The 20,364-nt window shown below is 62.6% G+C and carries 15 protein-coding genes; 9 read left to right on the top strand and 6 right to left on the bottom strand.

Annotated features, from left to right (window positions below; genetic code table 11):
- Window positions 1–6 precede the first annotated feature (6 nt).
- The 9 genes from murD (at window position 7) to lpxC (ending at window position 10,526) form a co-directional block, all read left to right on the top strand.
- Entirely contained in the window at window positions 7–1,353 is a 1,347-nt protein-coding gene (gene murD / locus C9990_RS26475) for a UDP-N-acetylmuramoyl-L-alanine--D-glutamate ligase (RefSeq protein WP_106805129.1), read from the top strand.
- On the top strand, window positions 1,350–2,567 hold the full coding sequence (ftsW, locus tag C9990_RS26470) for a putative lipid II flippase FtsW (protein WP_065900821.1): 1,218 nt from the start codon (window positions 1,350–1,352) through the stop codon (window positions 2,565–2,567). Before murD ends, ftsW begins: the two co-directional genes overlap by 4 nt.
- Window positions 2,557–3,627 carry an undecaprenyldiphospho-muramoylpentapeptide beta-N-acetylglucosaminyltransferase gene (gene murG / locus C9990_RS26465; protein WP_106805128.1) on the top strand — a complete coding sequence of 357 codons (1,071 nt, stop codon included), beginning with the start codon at window positions 2,557–2,559 and terminating at the stop codon, window positions 3,625–3,627. The genes ftsW and murG overlap by 11 nt, the downstream gene beginning before the upstream one ends.
- Window positions 3,620–5,065, top strand: coding sequence for a UDP-N-acetylmuramate--L-alanine ligase (gene murC / locus C9990_RS26460; protein WP_106805127.1), 1,446 nt, complete (start codon window positions 3,620–3,622; stop codon window positions 5,063–5,065). The genes murG and murC overlap by 8 nt, the downstream gene beginning before the upstream one ends.
- The gene (locus C9990_RS26455) at window positions 5,062–6,018 is read left to right on the top strand and encodes a D-alanine--D-alanine ligase (protein ID WP_106805126.1); all 957 of its coding nucleotides are present in this window, start codon (window positions 5,062–5,064) and stop codon (window positions 6,016–6,018) included. The genes murC and C9990_RS26455 overlap by 4 nt, the downstream gene beginning before the upstream one ends.
- Window positions 6,019–6,022: 4 nt before the next feature.
- Window positions 6,023–6,892: a cell division protein FtsQ/DivIB gene (locus tag C9990_RS26450; RefSeq protein ID WP_003171882.1), complete on the top strand. Its 870-nt coding sequence runs from the start codon at window positions 6,023–6,025 to the stop codon at window positions 6,890–6,892.
- A gap of 15 nt (window positions 6,893–6,907) precedes the next feature.
- Window positions 6,908–8,170 (top strand): cell division protein FtsA, encoded by a 1,263-nt coding sequence (ftsA, locus tag C9990_RS26445; protein ID WP_025855584.1) that lies wholly within the window; start codon window positions 6,908–6,910, stop codon window positions 8,168–8,170.
- Between the two features lie 135 nt (window positions 8,171–8,305).
- The gene (gene ftsZ / locus C9990_RS26440) at window positions 8,306–9,502 is read left to right on the top strand and encodes a cell division protein FtsZ (RefSeq protein WP_065900833.1); all 1,197 of its coding nucleotides are present in this window, start codon (window positions 8,306–8,308) and stop codon (window positions 9,500–9,502) included.
- 112 nt (window positions 9,503–9,614) lie between these two features.
- On the top strand, window positions 9,615–10,526 hold the full coding sequence (lpxC, locus tag C9990_RS26435; RefSeq protein WP_065900836.1) for a UDP-3-O-acyl-N-acetylglucosamine deacetylase: 912 nt from the start codon (window positions 9,615–9,617) through the stop codon (window positions 10,524–10,526).
- A gap of 116 nt (window positions 10,527–10,642) precedes the next feature.
- Here the strand turns inward: lpxC and C9990_RS26430 are convergent, their stop codons facing one another.
- The 6 genes from C9990_RS26430 to C9990_RS26405 form a co-directional block, all read right to left on the bottom strand.
- Window positions 10,643–12,133 carry a diguanylate cyclase gene (locus C9990_RS26430; RefSeq protein WP_106805125.1) on the bottom strand — a complete coding sequence of 497 codons (1,491 nt, stop codon included), beginning with the start codon at window positions 12,131–12,133 and terminating at the stop codon, window positions 10,643–10,645.
- Between the two features lie 187 nt (window positions 12,134–12,320).
- Window positions 12,321–13,643 carry an OprD family porin gene (locus tag C9990_RS26425; RefSeq protein ID WP_065900840.1) on the bottom strand — a complete coding sequence of 441 codons (1,323 nt, stop codon included), beginning with the start codon at window positions 13,641–13,643 and terminating at the stop codon, window positions 12,321–12,323.
- A 269-nt stretch (window positions 13,644–13,912) separates the two neighbouring features.
- A complete protein-coding gene (locus C9990_RS26420; RefSeq protein ID WP_106805124.1) occupies window positions 13,913–15,277 on the bottom strand; it encodes a heavy metal sensor histidine kinase in 1,365 nt (454 codons plus the stop codon).
- Complete coding sequence (locus C9990_RS26415; protein WP_106805123.1) at window positions 15,267–15,944, bottom strand: heavy metal response regulator transcription factor; 678 nt, start codon at window positions 15,942–15,944, stop codon at window positions 15,267–15,269. The genes C9990_RS26420 and C9990_RS26415 overlap by 11 nt, the downstream gene beginning before the upstream one ends.
- A 31-nt stretch (window positions 15,945–15,975) precedes the next feature.
- Window positions 15,976–19,071, bottom strand: coding sequence for a multidrug efflux RND transporter permease subunit (locus C9990_RS26410; RefSeq protein WP_106805122.1), 3,096 nt, complete (start codon window positions 19,069–19,071; stop codon window positions 15,976–15,978).
- Window positions 19,068–20,234, bottom strand: coding sequence for an efflux RND transporter periplasmic adaptor subunit (locus C9990_RS26405; protein WP_065900850.1), 1,167 nt, complete (start codon window positions 20,232–20,234; stop codon window positions 19,068–19,070). The genes C9990_RS26410 and C9990_RS26405 overlap by 4 nt, the downstream gene beginning before the upstream one ends.
- Window positions 20,235–20,364: the final 130 nt, after the last annotated feature.

Below are 20,364 nucleotides of genomic sequence, written 5' to 3'. Positions count from 1 at the left end.
AAACGAGTGTCCCTGATCGCTTCAGACCACTTCCGCATCGTTGTCGGCCTCGGCAAGAGCGGCATGTCCCTGGTTCGCTTCCTGGCGAACCGGGGCACGTCGTTTGCCGTGGCCGATACGCGGGAAAATCCACCGGAGCTGGTCACGCTGCGCCGTGACTACCCGCACGTGGAAGTGCGTTGTGGCGAGCTGGATGTCGAGTTTCTGTGCCGCGCCGATGAGCTCTACGTGAGCCCTGGCCTGGCCCTGGCGACACCGGCCCTGCAAGCTGCAGCGGCGCGTGGCGTGAAGCTGTCCGGCGACATCGACCTGTTCGCGCGTAACGCGAAGGCGCCGATCGTGGCCATCAGCGGTTCCAACGCCAAGAGCACCGTGACCACCCTGGTCGGCGAGATGGCGGCTGCGGCCGGCAAGCGCGTCGCCGTCGGTGGCAACCTCGGCACCCCGGCACTCGATTTGCTCAGCGACGACGTCGAGCTGTACGTGATGGAACTGTCGAGCTTCCAGCTGGAAACCACCCACGACCTCGGCGCCGAAGTGGCCACCGTCCTTAACGTGAGTGAAGACCACATGGACCGCTACAGCGGGCTGCCGGCCTATCACCTGGCCAAGCACCGGATCTTCCGTGGCGCCCGGCAAGTGGTGGTCAATCGCCAGGATGCCCTGAGCCGTCCGCTGATGGGCGAGGGCCTGCCCTGCTGGACCTTCGGCCTGAGCAAACCTGATTTCAAGGCATTCGGCATTCGTGAAGAGAACGGCGAGAAATACCTGGCCTTCGAATTCCAGAACCTGATGCCGGTGCGCGAGCTGAAAATCCGCGGCGCGCATAACCAATCCAACGCCCTCGCGGCATTGGCGCTCGGGCATGCCGTCGGCTTGCCATTCGACGCGATGCTGGCGAGCCTGCGCAGCTTTGGCGGCCTCGAGCATCGCTGCCAGTGGGTACGCGATCTGGATGGCGTCAGCTACTACAACGATTCCAAGGCCACCAACGTCGGTGCGGCCCTGGCAGCCATCGAAGGCCTCGGCGCCGATATCGAAGGCAAGCTGGTGCTGATTGCCGGTGGCGACGGCAAGGGCGCCGACTTCAAGGACCTCAAAGGCCCGGTGGCCGAGCATTGCCGCGCCGTGGTGCTGATGGGCCGCGATGCCGACCTGATCGCCGCTGCCCTGGGCGATGCCGTGCCGCAAGTGCGCGCGACTTCGCTGGACGACGCCATCGCCCACTGCAAGGCCCTGGCCCAGCCGGGTGACGCCGTGTTGCTGTCGCCGGCGTGCGCCAGTTTCGACATGTTCAAGAACTACGAAGAGCGCGGCCTGCTGTTCGCTCGCGCCGTGGAGGCCTTGGCATGAATTTGCGCAATATCATCAAGCCCTATCCGTCGCCGATCATTACCGGGCGCGGTATCGACCTGGATTTCCCGATGCTTGCCGGTTGCTTGGCGCTGCTCGGCCTGGGCCTGGTGATGATCACTTCGGCGTCTTCCGAAGTGGCTGCCGTGCAGTCGGGCAACACCCTGTACATGATGATTCGTCACCTGGTGTACCTGGTGATCGGCCTCGGCGCGTGCATCGTGACCATGATGATCCCCATCGCCACCTGGCAACGCCTGGGCTGGCTGATGCTGATCGGGGCGTTCGGCTTGCTGATCATGGTGATCCTGCCCGGCATCGGCCGCGAGGTGAACGGTTCGATGCGCTGGATCGGCTTCGGCGCCTTCAACGTGCAACCCTCGGAAATCGCCAAGGTGTTCGTGGTGATCTACCTCGCCGGCTACCTGGTGCGGCGCCAGAAAGAAGTGCGCGAAAGCTGGATGGGCTTCTTCAAGCCGTTCATCGTGCTGCTGCCAATGGCCGGCCTGTTGCTGATGGAACCCGACTTCGGGGCCACCGTGGTGATGATGGGCGCGGCGGCGGCGATGCTGTTCCTCGGCGGCGTGGGCCTGTTCCGCTTCACCCTGATGGTGCTGCTGGCCGTGGCTGCCGTGACCATCCTGGTGCAGGCGCAACCCTACCGGATGGCGCGCCTGATTACCTTTACCGACCCGTGGTCCGATCAATTCGGCTCCGGCTACCAGCTGACCCAGGCGCTGATCGCCTTCGGTCGCGGCGAGTGGCTGGGCGTGGGCCTGGGCAACAGCGTGCAGAAGCAGTTCTACCTGCCGGAAGCGCACACCGACTTCGTGTTCTCGGTACTCGCCGAAGAGCTCGGCGTGGTCGGCTCGCTGTGCACCGTCGCGCTGTTCGTGTTCGTGTGTGTACGCGGCATGTACATCGGCTTGTGGGCCGAGAAGGCCAAACAGTATTTCGCCGCTTATGTGGCGTACGGCTTGTCGTTCCTGTGGATCGGCCAGTTCCTGATCAACATCGGCGTGAACGTCGGCCTGCTGCCGACCAAGGGCCTGACCTTGCCGTTCCTCAGTTACGGCGGCAGTTCGTTGGTGATCTGCTGCGCGTGCCTGGGCCTGTTGCTGCGCATCGAGTGGGAGAGTCGAACCCACCTGGGCAGCGAAGAGATGGAATTCAGCGAAAGCGATTTTGCCGAGGAGCCATCCCATGGGCGCTAACGTGCTGATCATGGCGGGCGGCACCGGGGGCCATGTGTTCCCGGCCCTGGCCTGCGCGCGGGAGTTCCAGAACCGTGGCTACACCGTGCACTGGCTGGGAACACCACGCGGCATCGAAAACGAACTGGTACCGAATGCCGGCTTGCCGCTGCACTTGATCAACGTCACCGGGCTGCGTGGCAAGGGCAAGCTGTCCCTGCTCAAGGCGCCGTTCGTGTTGCTCAAGGCGGTGTGGCAGGCGCGCAAGGTCATTCGCGAATTGAAGCCGGTGTGTGTGCTCGGTTTCGGCGGTTATGTGACCGGTCCTGGTGGTGTCGCGGCGAAGCTCGCCGGTGTGCCGGTGATCGTGCATGAACAGAACGCCGTCGCCGGTACCGCCAACCGTTTGCTGGTGCCCCTGGCGGCGCGGGTCTGCGAGGCATTCCCCAACACCTTCAGCGCCGCGGACAAGCGCCGCACCACCGGCAACCCGGTGCGCACCGAATTGTTCATGGATATCGCCCGCGAGCCCCTGGTCGGGCGCAAGGCGCACCTGCTGATCCTGGGCGGAAGCCTGGGGGCTGAACCGCTGAACAAATTACTGCCCGAAGCACTCGCGCAACTGCCTGTGGACCTGCGCCCGGAGATCTTCCACCAGGCCGGCAAGAACCACGATGAAGTCACCGCCACGCGCTATCGCGAGGCCGGTGTCGAGGCGAATGTGCAGCCCTTCATCAAAGACATGGCCCATGCCTATGGCTGGGCCGACCTGGTGGTCTGTCGCGCTGGTGCGCTGACCGTCAGTGAACTGGCCGCCGCCGGTCTGCCGTCCTTGCTGGTGCCTTTGCCCCATGCAATCGACGATCACCAGACCCGCAACGCCGAATATTTGGCCGGGGAGGGCGCTGCCTTCCTGCTGCCGCAAAGAACGACTGGCGCCGCCGATTTGGCCGCATGCCTGACCGAGGTTTTGATGCAACCGGAACGACTCAACAGCATGGCGAGCACTGCAAGCCGCCTGGCCAAACCTGACGCAACCCGCACCGTGGTCGATATCTGCCTGGAGGTGGCCCATGGTTGAGAATCAGAAAGCCATGCCACAACCCGAGATGCGTCGCATCCGTCGTATCCACTTCGTCGGTATCGGCGGCGTGGGCATGTGCGGGATTGCCGAGGTATTGCTGAACCTGGGTTACCAGGTGTCCGGCTCCGACTTGAAAGAGTCGCCGGTCACGGATCGCCTGAAGTCCTTTGGCGCGCAGATCTATATCGGTCACCGTGCCGAGAACGCCGCCGAGGCCGACGTACTGGTGGTTTCCAGCGCCGTGAACACCTCCAACCCGGAAGTGGCCACTGCCCTTGAGCGCCGTATCCCGGTGGTGCCACGCGCCGAGATGCTCGCCGAGCTGATGCGCTACCGCCACGGCATCGCCGTCGCCGGTACCCATGGCAAAACCACCACCACCAGCCTGATCGCCTCGGTGTTCGCCGCCGGTGGTCTGGACCCGACCTTCGTGATCGGTGGCCGCCTGAATGCAGCGGGTACCAATGCCCAGCTCGGCACCAGCCGCTACCTGATCGCCGAAGCCGATGAAAGCGACGCCAGCTTCCTGCACCTGCAGCCGCTGGTCGCTGTTGTCACCAACATCGACGAAGACCACATGGCCACCTACGATGGCGACTTCAACAAGTTGAAGAAAACCTTCGTCGAGTTCCTGCACAACCTGCCGTTCTACGGTCTGGCGGTGGTGTGCCTGGACGACCCGGTGATGCGCGAAATCCTGCCCTTGGTCAAGCGTCCGACCGTGACCTACGGCTTCAGCGAAGACGCTGACGTGCGTGCGATCAATGTGCGCCAGGAAGGCATGCAGACCTTCTTCACCGTGCTGCGCCCTGACCGCGAGCCGCTGGATGTCTCGGTGAACATGCCGGGCAACCACAACGTCCTGAATTCCCTGGCGACCATCTGCATCGCCTCCGATGAAGGCGTCAGCGATGAAGCCATCGTCGAAGGCCTGTCGCGCTTTGCCGGTGTCGGCCGGCGCTTCCAGGTCTACGGCCAGTTGCCGGTAGAAGGCGGCGACGTGATGCTGGTGGACGACTACGGTCACCACCCGACCGAAGTCGCCGCCGTGATCAAGGCCGTGCGCGGCGGCTGGCCGGAGCGCCGCCTGGTGATGGTCTACCAGCCGCACCGCTACAGCCGCACCCGCGACCTGTACGACGACTTTGTAAATGTATTGGCCGATGCCAACGTGCTGCTGCTGATGGAAGTCTACCCGGCCGGTGAAGAGCCGATCCCGGGCGCCGACAGCCGCAAGCTGTGCAACAGCATCCGCCAGCGCGGCCAGTTGGACCCGATCTACATCGAGCGTGGCGTGGACCTGGCGCCGATCGTCAAGCCGCTGTTGCGCGCCGGTGACATCCTGCTGTGCCAGGGTGCCGGGGATATCGGCGGCCTTGCCCCTAAATTGCTTGCGAGCCCATTGTTCGCGGCCGTACAGGGGAAGTCGAAATGACCACCAACTACGACGCCCTGTTTTCCACCCTCGCGCCCGCCGACTTCGGCCGCGTGGCGGTGCTGTTCGGCGGCAAGAGCGCCGAGCGTGAAGTCTCGCTCAAGTCCGGCAATGCCGTGCTTGAAGCCCTGCAAAGCGCCGGCGTGAATGCGTTCGGTATCGACGTGGGCGAAGACTTTCTCGCACGCCTGCAGGCCGAGAAGATCGACCGTGCGTTCATCATCCTGCACGGTCGTGGCGGCGAAGACGGCAGCATGCAGGGCCTGCTGGAGTGCGCCGGCATCCCTTACACCGGCAGCGGCATCCTCGCCTCGGCACTGGCGATGGACAAGTTGCGCACCAAGCAGGTGTGGCACAGCCTGGGTATTCCAACCCCGCGCCACAGTGTGCTGTGCAGCGAAGACGATTGTATTTCTGCGGCCAAGGAACTGGGCCTGCCTTTGATCGTCAAACCAGCCCATGAAGGCTCCAGTATCGGCATGGCCAAAGTGAACTCGGCCGCCGAATTGATCGACGCATGGAAAGCGGCAAGTACCTACGATTCGCAAGTGTTGGTGGAACAGTGGATCCAGGGTCCCGAGTACACCATCGCCACCCTGCGTGGCCAGGTATTGCCGCCTATCGCATTGGGCACGCCCCACACCTTTTACGACTACGACGCCAAGTACGTGGCTTCCGATACCCAGTACCGGATCCCCTGTGGCCTCGACGCAACCAAGGAAAAACAATTGATGGACCTCACGGCGAAAGCCTGTGAGGCGCTGGGTATCGCCGGTTGGGCGCGGGCAGACGTGATGCAGGATGAGCAAGGGAATTTCTGGTTCCTGGAAGTCAACACCGCACCGGGTATGACCGATCACAGCCTGGTACCTATGGCCGCTCGCGCAGCCGGTCTGGATTTCCAGCAGTTGGTGCTGGCGATTCTTGCCGCAAGCATTGAGCCACGAGGCTAAGGACATGAAAGGCGCATCGCTTCGTCATCAGCCCCCACAAGCACCGAGCCGCAAGCCGGTGCCCCGGGGTGCCAGCCGAATGGTGGCTAAAGAGCCGATGTCGGCGCGCCTGCCGAAAGCCAATTTTGGTTTCCTCAAGGCGCTGTTCTGGCCGGTGCTGCTGGTGGTCCTGGGCTTTGGCACTTACGAGGGCGCGCAGCGTCTATTGCCGTATGCCGATCGTCCCATCACCAAGATCAGCGTGCAGGGCGACTTGAGCTACATCAGCCAGCAAGCGGTGCAGCAGCGTATCGGGCCGTACCTGGCGGCGAGCTTCTTCACCATCGACCTGGCCGGTATGCGCTCGGAGCTGGAGCAGATGCCGTGGATCGCCCACGCCGAGGTCCGCCGTGTCTGGCCGGACCAGGTGACGATCCGCCTGGAAGAACAACTGCCGGTGGCCCGCTGGGGCGACGAGGCGCTGTTGAACAACCAGGGCCAGGCGTTCACCCCGCGTGAGCTGGCCAACTACGAGCACCTGCCGCAGCTGTTCGGGCCGCAGCGGGCGCAGCAGCAAGTGATGCAGCAGTACCAGGCCTTGAGCCAGATGCTGCGGCCACTGGGCTTCTCCATTGCACGCCTGGAATTGCGTGAGCGGGGCAGCTGGTTTTTGACAACCGGGGCAGGCAGTTCCGGCCCGGGCATCCAGTTGTTGCTGGGACGCGACCGCTTGGTGGAAAAGATGCGCCGCTTCATTGCCATCTATGACAAGACCTTGAAAGAACAGATTACGAACATTGCGAGCGTCGACCTGCGTTACGCCAACGGCCTTGCCGTCGGCTGGCGTGAACCGGCTGCGCCCACGGCAGCGCAACCCGCTGTCGCGAAGAATTAAGAAGAGGCAGGACCCATGGCAAACGTGCAAAGCGGCAAAATGATCGTCGGTCTCGATATCGGCACCTCCAAGGTGGTGGCGCTGGTGGGCGAGGTCGGGGAAGACGGCACGATCGAAATCGTCGGTATTGGCACGCATCCGTCCCGGGGCCTGAAAAAGGGCGTGGTGGTGAACATCGAGTCCACCGTGCAATCGATCCAGCGCGCGATTGAAGAAGCGCAGCTGATGGCCGGTTGCCGGATCCACTCGGCGTTCGTCGGCGTAGCCGGCAATCACATCCGCAGCCTGAACTCCCACGGCATCGTGGCGATCCGCGATCGCGAAGTCAGCTCGGCTGACCTCGAGCGTGTGCTCGACGCTGCCCAGGCCGTGGCAATCCCGGCTGACCAGCGCGTCCTGCACACCCTGCCGCAGGACTACGTGATCGATAACCAGGAAGGCGTGCGCGAACCCCTGGGCATGTCGGGCGTGCGCCTGGAAGCCAAGGTCCACGTGGTGACCTGCGCCGTCAACGCCGCACAGAACATTGAAAAATGCGTGCGTCGCTGCGGCCTGGAAATCGACGACATCATTCTTGAGCAACTGGCGTCGGCCTACTCGGTACTGACCGACGACGAAAAAGAACTGGGCGTCTGCCTGGTGGACATCGGCGGCGGCACCACCGACATCGCGATCTTCACCGAGGGTGCGATCCGTCACACCGCCGTGATCCCGATTGCGGGCGACCAGGTCACCAACGACATCGCCATGGCGCTGCGTACGCCGACCCAGTACGCCGAAGAAATCAAGATCCGCTACGCCTGCGCCCTGGCCAAGCTGGCCGGTGCCGGTGAGACCATCAAGGTGCCAAGCGTGGGCGACCGTCCACCGCGCGAGCTGTCGCGCCAGGCCCTGGCCGAAGTGGTCGAGCCGCGCTACGACGAGCTGTTCACCCTGATCCAGGCTGAACTGCGCCGCAGCGGCTACGAAGATTTGATCCCGGCCGGCATTGTGCTGACCGGTGGCACCTCGAAGATGGAAGGCGCGGTCGAACTGGCCGAGGAAATCTTCCACATGCCGGTGCGCCTGGGCGTTCCCCATGGCGTGAAAGGCCTGGGCGACGTGGTGCGCAACCCGATTTATTCGACTGGCGTGGGCTTGCTGTTGTACGGGCTGCAGAAGCAGACCGATGGCATTTCCCTGTCGGGCCCGAGCAACCGTGACAGCTACCGCAGTGACGACGAGGCGAAAGCGCCGTTGTTCGAGCGTCTGCAGGCATGGGTCAAGGGCAACTTCTAAAGAAGCTGCGGCGAGCGCCAAGCCGCAAGCTTCAAGAGTATGGCGTTCCGAGCTTGCAGCTTATGGCTTGAAGCTTGGAACTCCTGCAGCAGTAGGCGTAGGCGAAAAAACTAGAGAAATGAAAGGAGAGGGAACATGTTCGAACTCGTAGACAACATCCCCGCAAGCCCGGTCATCAAAGTGATCGGTGTCGGCGGTGGCGGCGGCAACGCTGTCAACCATATGGTCAAGAGCAACATTGAAGGCGTTGAGTTCATCTGCGCCAACACTGATGCCCAGGCGCTGAAAAGCATCGGCGCGCGGACCATCCTGCAACTGGGCACTGCCGTGACCAAGGGCCTCGGCGCTGGCGCCAACCCGGAAGTCGGCCGTCAAGCCGCACTCGAAGACCGCGAGCGTATCGCTGAAGTGCTGCAAGGCACCAACATGGTGTTCATCACCACCGGCATGGGCGGCGGTACCGGTACCGGTGCGGCACCTATCATTGCTGAAGTGGCCAAGGAAATGGGGATCCTGACGGTTGCCGTCGTGACCCGTCCGTTCCCGTTCGAAGGCCGCAAGCGCATGCAGATCGCCGACGAAGGCATCCGTCTGCTGTCTGAAAGCGTCGACTCGTTGATCACCATCCCCAACGAGAAGCTGCTGACCATCCTGGGCAAGGACGCAAGCCTGCTGTCCGCGTTCGCCAAGGCTGACGATGTACTGGCCGGTGCCGTTCGCGGTATCTCCGACATCATCAAGCGTCCAGGCATGATCAACGTCGACTTTGCCGACGTACGTACTGTCATGAGCGAAATGGGCATGGCGATGATGGGCACTGGCTGCGCCAGCGGTCCGAACCGTGCACGCGAGGCCACCGAAGCGGCCATTCGCAACCCGTTGCTGGAAGACGTGAACCTGCAAGGCGCACGCGGCATCCTGGTGAACATCACCGCCGGTCCTGACCTGTCCCTGGGTGAGTACTCCGACGTGGGTAGCATCATCGAAGCCTTCGCTTCCGAGCACGCGATGGTCAAGGTCGGTACCGTGATCGATCCGGACATGCGCGACGAACTGCACGTGACCGTGGTTGCTACCGGCCTGGGCGCGAAAATCGAGAAGCCTGTGAAGGTCATCGACAACACGCTCCACAACAGCCAGGCCAGCCAGCAAGCTGCCGCTCCAGCACCTGCGCGTCAGGAACTGCCGTCGGTCAACTACCGTGACCTGGATCGTCCGACCGTGATGCGCAACCAGGCCCAGGCCGGTGCTGCGGCGTCTCGTAGCCCGAATCCGCAAGATGATCTGGACTACCTGGACATCCCGGCATTCCTGCGTCGTCAGGCCGATTAATGGAATGTATCAGGGCTATGAAGGTGATTGGTGTTCAGCAAAGGTCTGGTCTGCTATTATCGCCAGCCTTTGTTGATACCAGTTCGCAATTTGCGCTGAAGCGGTCCAAGCCATGATTAAACAACGCACTCTGAAGAATATTATTCGTGCCACAGGTGTAGGTCTGCACTCCGGGGAGAAGGTATACCTGACCCTCAAGCCTGCACCTGTCGACACCGGCATCGTGTTTGTGCGTGCCGACCTGGACCCTGCGGTGCAGATTCCTGCTCGCGCGGAAAACGTTGGCGAAACCACTATGTCGACCACATTGGTCAACGGTGACGTCAAAGTGGACACGGTGGAGCACTTGCTCTCGGCCATGGCTGGCCTGGGCATCGATAACGCCTACGTCGAGCTCTCCGCGTCCGAAGTCCCGATCATGGATGGCAGCGCTGGACCCTTCGTATTCTTGATTCAATCTGCCGGCCTGGAAGAACAGGACGCAGCCAAGAAGTTCATTCGCATTCTGCGGGAAGTGACAGTAGAAGACGGCGACAAGCGCGCCACCTTCGTCCCGTTCGAAGGCTTTAAAGTGAGCTTTGAGATCGATTTCGATCACCCGGTATTCCGTGACCGCACCCAGAGTGCAAGCGTGGATTTTTCCAGCACTTCGTTCGTAAAAGAAGTCAGCCGCGCCCGTACCTTTGGTTTCATGAGTGACATCGAGTACCTGCGCAAGCACAACCTCGCACTCGGCGGCAGCGTTGAAAACGCCATTGTGGTCGACGCGGATGGTGTACTGAACGAAGACGGCCTTCGCTATGAAGACGAATTCGTGAAGCACAAGATCCTCGATGCAATCGGTGACCTCTACCTGCTGGGCAATAGCCTGATAGGCGAGTTCAAAGGCTTCAAGTCGGGCCACGCCCTTAACAACCAGCTGCTGCGCAAGTTGATTGAGCAGACAGACGCTTGGGAAGTCGTGACCTTCGAAGATGCCAGCACCGCACCGATCTCTTACATGCGTCCCGTCGCGGCGGTGTAAGTAACAACTCTCTTTCTTTAGTTTTGAAAGGCTGCCTTCGGGTGGCCTTTTTTTATGCTTGATGGGTTTGAAGTGGAGTATGCAAGCGCCCTCATCCCAGCAAACCTGCTCCCCCCCTAGATCTGTCCAGCATCCACGATCCGGTTGCGCCCGCTGTGCTTGGCCTCATACAACGCCTGGTCAGCCTTGAGCAGCAACGCCTCAAGAGTCATACGGCTGCGTTTGTCCCAGGTGCTCATGCCGATGCTCACCGTAATCGGCCGGTCGGCACCGTTCACCCGGGGCAAATGTTCGACGCTGCTGCGGATGTGCTCGGCAATGACCCAGGCGCCCTTGGCATCGGTATGGGGCAGGATTACCGCGAACTCTTCGCCGCCATACCGCGCGGCAAGGTCGGCCGGGCGGCGGATGTTGTCGCCGATCACCTGGGCGACCGTGCGCAATGCCGCGTCGCCGCCGTGATGGCCATGGCGGTCATTGAAGGCCTTGAAGTGGTCCACATCAATCATCAGCAGCGTCAACGGCTCAGTCGAGCGTTGGGCGCGATCCCACTCCAGGCGCAGGCGCTGGTCGAGAATGCGACGGTTGGCCAGGCCGGTGAGCGGGTCGGTGGCTGCCAGTTCTGACAGCACCTGCTCGGCGTGATGGCGCCGGCGCAGTTCACTGCAGAGCATCCAGGTCAGCCACAGCAGGCCCATGCACAAAATGCCCGTCGCGATGCTGACCAGCCACGCCGCGCGGCGCCAGGGAGCGAAAATCTCGTCACTGGACAGCGCCACCACGACGATCAGCGGCAAGTTGCCCACAGTCGAAAAACTGTACAGCCGCGGCTGGTTATCGACGCTGGAGATGCTGCTGAAACTGCCATCGCGCTCGCGCAGCATGCGCGCCACGTTCGGGCGTTGGCTCAGGTCCTTGCCCACCATATCCAGTTCCAGCATGGGTTCCTGCGCCAGCAGGATGCCCTGGTGATTGATCAGGTTGATGGTGCTGTCACTGCCGATATTCAGGCTGCTGAACAGTTGGTGAAAGTACGACAGGCGCATGGAGGCCACTGCTACGCCGAGGAAGCGCCCGTCTGCCGACGAAACGCGCCGACTGAATGCAATGCGCCACTGGTCATCGCACACGCAGCGGGCCAGGAACGGACGGCTGATATACAGGCCCACATCCGGGTTGGTGCGGTGTACCTGGAAATAGTCACGATCGGCGAAGTTGCCGGTCTTGGGGGTCAGCAACGAGGAGTCGGCAAGCACCTCGCCCTCTGGGTCGAGCAGCAGGATATCGCCCTTGTAGGGTGCGGCGGCGGAGCGGTCGAACAGCACCAGGTGCCGGATGCTCGCGGAAACGTCCAGCAAGTCATTGCGTTCAGTGGCGGTGATCAGGCCCTTGATGGACATGTCGTAGAGTTCGACGTTGCGCAACACATCGGCGTCGATCAACTGTGTGATGTTGTTGGCCGTGCGTTTGGCGCTCTGCAAGGTATTGGCGTGTTCACGAATCAATAACGCGGTCACCACCGCGACGATCATCAGGACCGTGAGGGTGCTGCCCAGTATCAGCAAGCGTTCCGGGCGGCGGGTAGGGCGGGCGAGGCTTGGGCTCATCGGGCGTACTTCTGCTTCGAGGATGCCAATAGCGTAGTAGCAACTCTGGAATATGGCGCCCGGCAAAACGGTGCGAGGGGACTTGCTCGCCAATGCGATGCGTCAGTAACGGCTGGGTTGGCTGCTCCACCGCATTTGCGAGCGAATCCGCGCCCATCCTGGTTTTGCCTGGGCGACAGGGTGCGTGTCAGAACACGTTGATCGGGTAGTCGATGATCACGCGGTATTCATCCACATCGCGGTCCACCGCCGAGTAGCCGTTGCTGCCGCGATTGACCGCCCACTGCAGGCGCACCGCCAGGTCTTTGGCCTTGCCGCCCTGCACGACGTATTTGAGGTCGATATCGCGTTCCCAGTGCTTGGCGTCCTTGCCGTCGGCGCTGTACCAGGCGCTGTAGCCACGGCTTTGCGGGTCGACTGTGGTGAGGTCGGTCTTGCCGCTGATGTAGGACACGGCCGAGGTCAGGCCGGGCAGGCCCAGGCCGCCGAAGTTATAGGCGTACTTGAGTTTCCACGAACGCTCATTGGGGCCGTTGAAGTCGGAGTATTGCTGGGAGTTGTCCAGGTACACGCTGTCGCCCTGGGCAATGTAGTCGAACGGGGTATTGCCGTTGACCCGCTGGTACGCGGCAGTGACGCTGTGATGGCCGACGTCGACGGTGAAGTGCAGGCTGTAGGTGTTGTTGTCGATGTTGCCCAGCAGCGCCTGCCCGGTGTCCTGGGTGTGGTAGTAGTGCAGGCCGGGGTTGAGGCTGACCATTTCGTTGACCACATAGGTGTAGTCGAGGTCGTAGTAGTACTGGTGCCACACGTCCTTGAGTTCGGAGGCGTAGAGGTTGCTGGTCAGCCCGTCGATGCCGCTGAACGACACACCGGCCCAATTCATGTGCTGGCTGTCCGTGTTGTTGGGCAGCGCGCCATAGCTGGTGCCAATGCGCCGGTGGCCGCTCTGGTTGTAGAGCTTGGTAAAGCTGGCCTGGCCGCCCTCGAACATCCAGCCGTCGACGCTGTGGTTGGTCAGGCTCACGCCACGGAAGGTCTGCGGCAGCATGCGGGTCATGCCGCCGGCGATCACCGGGTTGTTCAGGAACAGGTCGCCGGCCTTCAACTCGGTGTCGAAGGCGCGCATTTTCAGGGTGCCACCTGCGGTGGAGAACGAGCCCGGCGCCTTGCCGTTGCCACTGCCGTACGGAAGGATGCTGGAGCCATCGGTGCCGCCTCCGCCATCGAGCTTGAGGCCGAGCATGGCGTGGGCGTCCAGGCCGAAGCCGACGGTGCCCTGGGTGTAGCCGGATTCGAAGGTGCCGATAAAACCCTGGCCCCATTCTTTGCTGTCATCGGTGTGGATATCGCGACGGTCGCGGTTCATGTAGTAGTTGCGGGTGTTGATGTTGAGGTGCGAGCCTTCGACGAAACCGTCGGTGGGGGTGGTGTCTGCCGCGTGGGCAAGGGGGACGATCGTTGCTGCAATCGCGAGGAATAACGGGGTGAACGTCAGCGAGTTCTTCACCGGTGGAGCTCCTTTGGTCAATCGAAAACGGCCAATGTCGTGGGGGTGTGCCTGGCCTTTTTTTACCGCAAAAAAAAGCCGCTGAAGTCAGCGGCTTTAAGACAGATTCCCAGTGTAGAGCCCTGGAAATAAGTCGAGGGAAATTCGGGTAAGCGGGTCAGCTGTCTATGCCGTCGCGCTCATCGATGCGTCAAATTAACGCAGGTGAGCGGTGGGATACAGAGTGTAACAAGATAATGACTGTTGCCCAAATCGCAACAGTTCGGCCGTCAGACTGGCAGGGTAATGCCAAAGGTATTGCCGCCGCCGGCACTGCGCACAAACACATCGCCGCCGTGCATCAACGCGATGGCCTTGACGATGGCCAACCCCAACCCATGATTCGCCCCACTGTTGCTGCGTGACGCATCCACCCGATAAAAGCGTTCGAACAGCCGGGGCAGGTGTTCGCTGGCAATCTCATCGCCAGGGTTGGTCACCCCGATCGCCACCTGATGCCCCTGCACCTCGATGGTCACCTCGATAACCTGCCCCGGCGCCGTGTGTTGCACCGCATTGCTCAGCAGGTTGATCAGCGCGCGGCGCAGGTGGGCTTTTTCGATCTGCACCAGGGCGTCGCCGCGCACGCGCACCTGCACCTGGGCGTCTTCGAGGATGAAGTCCAGGTAGTCGAGGGTAGTCGCCACTTCGTCGGCCAGGGAGCTTTCGATCAGCTTGGTGGCCTTGCTGCCCTGGTCGGCGCTGGCGAGGAACAGCATGTCGTTGATGATCGAACGCAGGCGCTCGAGTTCTTCGAGGTTGGATTGCAGCACTTCGAAATAATGCTCGGCCGAACGCCCGCGCGTCAGGGCGACCTGGGTCTGGCCGATCAGGTTGGTCAGCGGTGAGCGCAGTTCATGGGCCACGTCGGCGTTGAACGACTCCAGGCGTGAGTAGGCCTGCTCCACTCGGTCGAGCGTTGAGTTGAACGAGTTGACGAACTGGCTCAGTTCCGGCGGCAGCGGCGACAGCTGCAGGCGCCCGGAAAGTTTCGGCGGCGCGAGTTTCTGCGCCTCATCCGACAGCGTGATCAACGGCTTGAGGCCGATACGCGAGACCCAAAAGCCCAGCAGCGAAGCCATCACCACCCCGACGAATGCGAGACCGATCAGGGCCATCAGCAACTGGTGCTGGGTAGCCCGAAAGTTCTCTGTATCTATGGCGATCATGAAGCGCAGCGGCGGGCGCTGATCCTTGGCCGCAAATTGGCTGACCAACACCTTGAACGGGTATTCACGCCCCGGCAGGCGCAGGTCGCGCTTGCCCGTTGGCCCGGCGGCAAAGGCGCGAATCTGCGCGTCGGGGTTGCCGTATTCATAGGCCGGGTCGCTGCTGACCACCCAGAAGCGGATGCGCTTGTCTTCCTCGCCCAACAGCTTGAGCTTGGCCTGGATCTTCACCCAGTGGTCCGGCGTGCCAAAGCGGTTCACCGAGGATTCGAGCACGCTGTAGCGCGCGTCCAACTCCGCCCCCGGCAACAAGCCCAGGCCGCGGTCGACCTGCTGGTACAACGCGCCGCCGATCAACAGGAAGATCAGCAGCGCCACCAGGGTGAACATGCCGCTCAGGCGCAGGGCGATGGAGTTAGCCGACACTGCGGTTCTCCAGCACATAACCCATGCCGCGAATGGTGTGCAGCAGTTTGGTGTCGAACGGCCCATCGAGCTTGGCGCGCAGGCGCTTGATCGCGACTTCGACCACGTTGGCGTCGCTGTCGAAATTGATGTCCCAGACCATCTCCGCGATGGCGGTCTTGGACAGGATTTCGCCCTGGCGCCGCGCGAGTACGCTGAGCAGCGAGAACTCCTTGGCGGTCAGGTCCAGGCGCAGGCCGTTGCGGCTGGCCTTGCGGCTGATCAGGTCGATCCACAGGTCGGCGACCGTGACCTGCACCGGTTCGTGGCCGCCGCTGCGGCGGGTCAACGCCTGCAGGCGCGCCACCAGTTCGAGGAACGAGAACGGCTTGCCGAGGTAATCATCGGCCCCTTCGCGCAGGCCGCGAATGCGATCTTCCACGCGTTCACGGGCGGTGAGCATGATCACCGGGGTCTGCTTGCGCGCCCGCAAGGCACGCAGCACGCCAAAGCCATCGAGGCTGGGCAGCATCACGTCGAGCACGATCACCGCGTAGTCGTTCTCCAGCGCCAGGTGCAACCCCTCGACGCCTTCGCGGGCCACATCGACGGTGTAGCCTTGTTCTGTCAAGCCGCGGTGCAGGTAGTCCGCGGTTTTTTCTTCGTCTTCAATAATCAGGACGCGCATGAGCCTTTTGCTCCAGGGCGGGGCCTCAGCCTCATTGTGTGGTCGCCAACGCGGGCGTTGGTTTGGGCCGGTGGAAAAACTTCTCGAGGTACAAGTATATGACCGGTGTAGTGAACAACGTCAGCGCCTGGCTCACCAGCAGCCCGCCGACCACCGCAATGCCCAGCGGCTGGCGCATTTCCGCGCCTGGGCCGGCGCCGAGCATCAACGGCACCGCGCCGAGCAGGGCGGCGAGGGTGGTCATGATGATCGGCCGGAACCGCGTGACACAGGCTTCGTAGATCGCATCCTCCGGCGACAGGCCCCTGACGCGCTGGGCCTCCAGGGCAAAGTCGATCATCAGGATGCCGTTTTTCTTCACGATCCCGATCAGCAGCACCAGGCCGATCAGCGCCATGATCGAAAAGTCCTGGCCCATCAGCGACAGCATGATCAGCGCACCCAGGCCTGCCGAGGGCAGGGTGGAAATGATCGTCAGCGGGTGGACAAAACTTTCATACAGCACGCCGAGGATGATGTAGACCGCCACCAGCGCCGCGAGGATCAGCCACGGCTGGCTGGCCAGCGAGCTCTGGAACGCCTGCGCCGCGCCCTGGAAGTTGCCGATGATGGTGGTCGGCATGCCGATTTCATTCTTTGCCTGGTTGAGCATGATCACCGCGTCGCCCAACGCCACGCCGGGCGCGAGGTTGAACGACAGGTTGGCGGCCGGGAACATGCCGTCATGGCTGATGGACAACGGCCCGACGGTTGGCGGGTCGACCTTGGCCAGTGCCGACAGCGGCACCATCTCGTTGGTCAGCGGTGAGCGCAGGTAGAAATAATTCAGGCTCTCGGCCTTGCCGCGTTGCTTGGTGTCGAGTTCCAGCACCACCTGGTACTGGTTGATCTCGGTCTGGAATTCGTTGATCTGGCGCTGGCCGAACGCGTCATACAGCGCCTGGTCGACGTCGGTGGCGGTCAGGCCGAAACGTGCGGCGGCCTGACGGTCGATGCTGATGTGGGTAATGCTGCCGCCCAGTTGCAGGTCGTTGGAGAGGTCACGAAAGGCCGGGTTGGCGCGCAGTTTCTCCGTCAGGCGCTGGGTCCAGGTGTTGAGCGTCGAGCCGTCGTTGCTCTTGAGCACGTACTGATACTGGGCGCGGCTGGGACCGGAACTGAGGTTGATGTCCTGGCCGGCGCGCAGGTACAGCACGATGCCCGGCACCTTGGCCAGTTTCGGCCGGATGCGGTCGATGAACTGGCTGGCGGAGACATCGCGGTCGCCGCGGTCTTTCAGGGCAATCCAGAAGCGGCCGTTGGCGATAGTCTGGTTGCTGCCGGTCACACCCACCGAATGGGAGAACGCCTCCACTGCCGGGTCGTCCTTGACGATCTCGGCCAGGGCCTTGTGCTTGGCGACCATGTCCGGGTACGACACGTCCGCCGCTGCCTCGCTGGTGCCGAGCACAAAACCGGTGTCTTGTACCGGGAAGAAACCCTTGGGGATAAACACGTAGCCGACCACGGCGAGGGCCAGGGTCACGATGAAAATCGCTGCCATGGTGCGCTGGTGCGCGAGGGCCCGGCGCAGGTTGCGCGCATAGCCCGCGAGCAGGCGTTCGCTGAAACCGGGTTTGTCGTGGGCATGATGGGTGGGCGCGCGCATGAACAGCGCGGCCAGGGTCGGCGCCAGGGTCAGCGACACCACCACCGAAATCAGGATGGTCGAGGTAGCCGTCAGCGCGAACTCCTTGAACAGCCGCCCGACCACGCCGCCCATGAACAGCAGCGGAATAAACGCGGCCACCAGCGAGAAACTGATGGAGACCACGGTGAAGCCGATCTCGCCGGCGCCCTTGATCGCCGCCTCGCGCTTGTCGAGCCCCGCTTCGAGGTGGCGGTGAATGTTTTCCACCACCACGATCGCATCGTCCACCACAAACCCCACGGCGATCACGATCGCCACCAGGGTCAGGTTGTTCAGGCTGAAGCCCATCAGGTACATCAACGCAAAACTGGCGACCAGCGACACGCCGAGCACGCTGGACACAATCAGCGTCGCCGACAACTGGCGCAGGAACAGCGCCATCACCGCCACCACCAGCAGGATGGCAATCAGCAGGGTCACTTCGACTTCATGCAGGGACGCGCGAATGGTCTTGGTGCGGTCGGTCAGCACACTGACCTGCACCGACGCCGGCAGCATGGCTTGCAGGCGCGGCAGTTCGGACTGGATGCGGTCCACGGTCTCGACAATGTTGGCGCCGGGTTGGCGCGAAATCACCAGGTTGACGCCGGGGGTATCGCCGGACCAGGCCTGCACGTAGGCGTTTTCCGAACCGTTGATGACTTTGGCGATATCGCGCAACTGAACCGGTGCACCGTCCTTGTAGGACACAATCAATTGCGCGTAGTCATTAGGGTGGAACAACTGGTCATTGGTCGACAGGGTCGACACGCTGTTCTCGCCGTAGATCGCACCCTTGGCCAGGTTGAGGCTCGATTGCTGGATGGCCAGGCGGATATCGGCCAGGGTCAGGCCGATGGCCGCGAGTTTGTCGGGGGAGGCCTGTACACGAATCGCCGGACGTTGCTGGCCGGTGATGTTGATCTGACCGACGCCATCGATCTGGCTGATCTGCCGGGCCAGCAGGGTTTCCACGTAGTCACTCAGCTCGGTGCTGGGCATGCTGTTGGAGCTGACGCTGAGGATCAGCACCGGGCTGTCCGCCGGGTTGACCTTCTTCCAGGTCGGCAGGCTCGGCATGTCGCTGGGCAACTTGCCGGACGCGGTGTTGATCGCCGCCTGGACTTCCTGCGCAGCCGTGTCGATGCTCTTGTTCAGGGTGAATTGCAGGGTCAGCAGGCTTGAGCCCAAGGCGCTGCTGGAGGTCATCTGGGTCATGCCGGGGATGGCACTGAATTGCACCTCCAGGGGCGTGGCCACGGAAGAGGCCATGGTGTCCGGGCTGGCGCCGGGCAGGGTGGCGGTCACCTGGATCGTCGGAAATTCCGCTTCCGGCAGTGGGGCGATGGCCAGGCGCGGGAAGGCAATCATCCCGAGCAGCACCAGGGCGAAGGTCAGCAGCAGGGTGGCGACCGGGTGGTCGACGCACCAGGCCGACGGCGAACGGCTGCCACTCATGGCTGCACCTTGGCGTCGACGGTCTGGATCACTTGCGGTGGCTCCTTGAGCACCTCCACCTGGGCGCCGGCCTTGAGCCGCGACTGGCCGTCACTGACCAGTACATCGCCGGCCTGCACCCCCTTGATGATGTTCACGTCGCTGTCCTGGTACGTCACCTGCACCGGCACCACGTCGACCTTGTCCCCGTTGACCCGGTACACGAAGTGCGAATCCAGGCCGCGTTGCACCACCGTCGGCGGTACCACCAGGGCGTTTTTGTCGAGGGCGGTCTGGATCTTGATCGTGACCAGTTGCCCCGGCCACAGGCGCTGCGAGGCGTTGTTGAACTCGGCCTTGGCACGCAGGGTGCCGGTGGTCGAGCTGATCTGGTTGTCGATCAGGCTCAAGTGGCCTTCACCCAGCAGGTCGCCGGTCTGGCCGTCGGTGTCGGCGCCCATGTAGGCGTCGACGCTGGCCCTGGTCGGTGCCGCGATCAAGCCTTGAAGGGTCGGCAGCATTTGTTGCGGCAGGGAGAACTCGACGGCAATCGGGTCGATCTGGGTCACTGTGAACAGGCCCTGGGTGTCGCTCATGCGCAGGAAGTTGCCTTCGTCCACGGTACGAATACCCACGCGGCCAGTGACCGGCGAGCGAATCTGGGTGTAGGAAAGCTGTACCTGGGCCGAATCGATGGCGGCCTGGTTGCCTTGGGCGGTGGCCTTGAGCTGGTTGACCAGTGCTTGCTGCTGATCATAGGTTTGCTTGGAGACGCCGTCGTCGACGCTCAACTCCTTGTAGCGCTTGAGGTTGACCTGCGCCACTTGCAACTGCGCCTGGCTCTCGCCCAGCTGTGCCTTGGCTTGCTCCAGGCTGGCGCGGATCGAGCGGTCATCGATGGTTGCAAGCAAGTCCCCGGCCTTGACCAGTTGGCCTTCCTTGACCAGCAATTTGGTGAGAATGCCGTCCACTTGCGGGCGGATCACCACACTGTGCAACGACAACACCGAGCCAATCCCGCTGACAAACCGTGGAATATCCTGCTGCACCACGCTCACCACCCGCACCGGAATCGCAGTCGGCGCTGCCAGTCTGGTCTTGGCCGGGCGTGTCAGGGCCCAGGCGGCAACGGCCAGCACTACGAGGACACCCACGATCAGGGCGGTTTTTCGTTGTATTTGCATGGAGGTGAGGCGCCAGGGCAAAGGAGTGGGAGACTAAGGGCCTTTATAGCCTGCGAACCCGGTCAGCAAGGTGACTGCTAACTGACAGCGCTGTCAGTAAGCGCAGACCATTCGTACAGGCGGTGGTTAA

This window comes from Pseudomonas sp. S5D5 (genome assembly GCF_003013355.1).
Taxonomy (GTDB): domain Bacteria; phylum Pseudomonadota; class Gammaproteobacteria; order Pseudomonadales; family Pseudomonadaceae; genus Aquipseudomonas; species Aquipseudomonas aylmerensis.
Note: the sequence above shows the minus strand (reverse complement) of the source record. Positions and strands in the feature narration are given on the sequence as shown.

Coding starts and splice junctions, on each gene's coding strand:
- ftsW (WP_065900821.1), top strand. CDS start 1,350: ATGAATTTGCGCAATATCATCAAGCCCTATCCGTCGCCGATCATTACC.
- murG (WP_106805128.1), top strand. CDS start 2,557: ATGGGCGCTAACGTGCTGATCATGGCGGGCGGCACCGGGGGCCATGTG.
- murC (WP_106805127.1), top strand. CDS start 3,620: ATGGTTGAGAATCAGAAAGCCATGCCACAACCCGAGATGCGTCGCATC.
- C9990_RS26455 (WP_106805126.1), top strand. CDS start 5,062: ATGACCACCAACTACGACGCCCTGTTTTCCACCCTCGCGCCCGCCGAC.
- C9990_RS26450 (WP_003171882.1), top strand. CDS start 6,023: ATGAAAGGCGCATCGCTTCGTCATCAGCCCCCACAAGCACCGAGCCGC.
- ftsA (WP_025855584.1), top strand. CDS start 6,908: ATGGCAAACGTGCAAAGCGGCAAAATGATCGTCGGTCTCGATATCGGC.
- ftsZ (WP_065900833.1), top strand. CDS start 8,306: ATGTTCGAACTCGTAGACAACATCCCCGCAAGCCCGGTCATCAAAGTG.
- lpxC (WP_065900836.1), top strand. CDS start 9,615: ATGATTAAACAACGCACTCTGAAGAATATTATTCGTGCCACAGGTGTA.
- C9990_RS26430 (WP_106805125.1), bottom strand. CDS start 12,133: ATGAGCCCAAGCCTCGCCCGCCCTACCCGCCGCCCGGAACGCTTGCTG.
- C9990_RS26415 (WP_106805123.1), bottom strand. CDS start 15,944: ATGCGCGTCCTGATTATTGAAGACGAAGAAAAAACCGCGGACTACCTG.
- C9990_RS26410 (WP_106805122.1), bottom strand. CDS start 19,071: ATGAGTGGCAGCCGTTCGCCGTCGGCCTGGTGCGTCGACCACCCGGTC.
- C9990_RS26405 (WP_065900850.1), bottom strand. CDS start 20,234: ATGCAAATACAACGAAAAACCGCCCTGATCGTGGGTGTCCTCGTAGTG.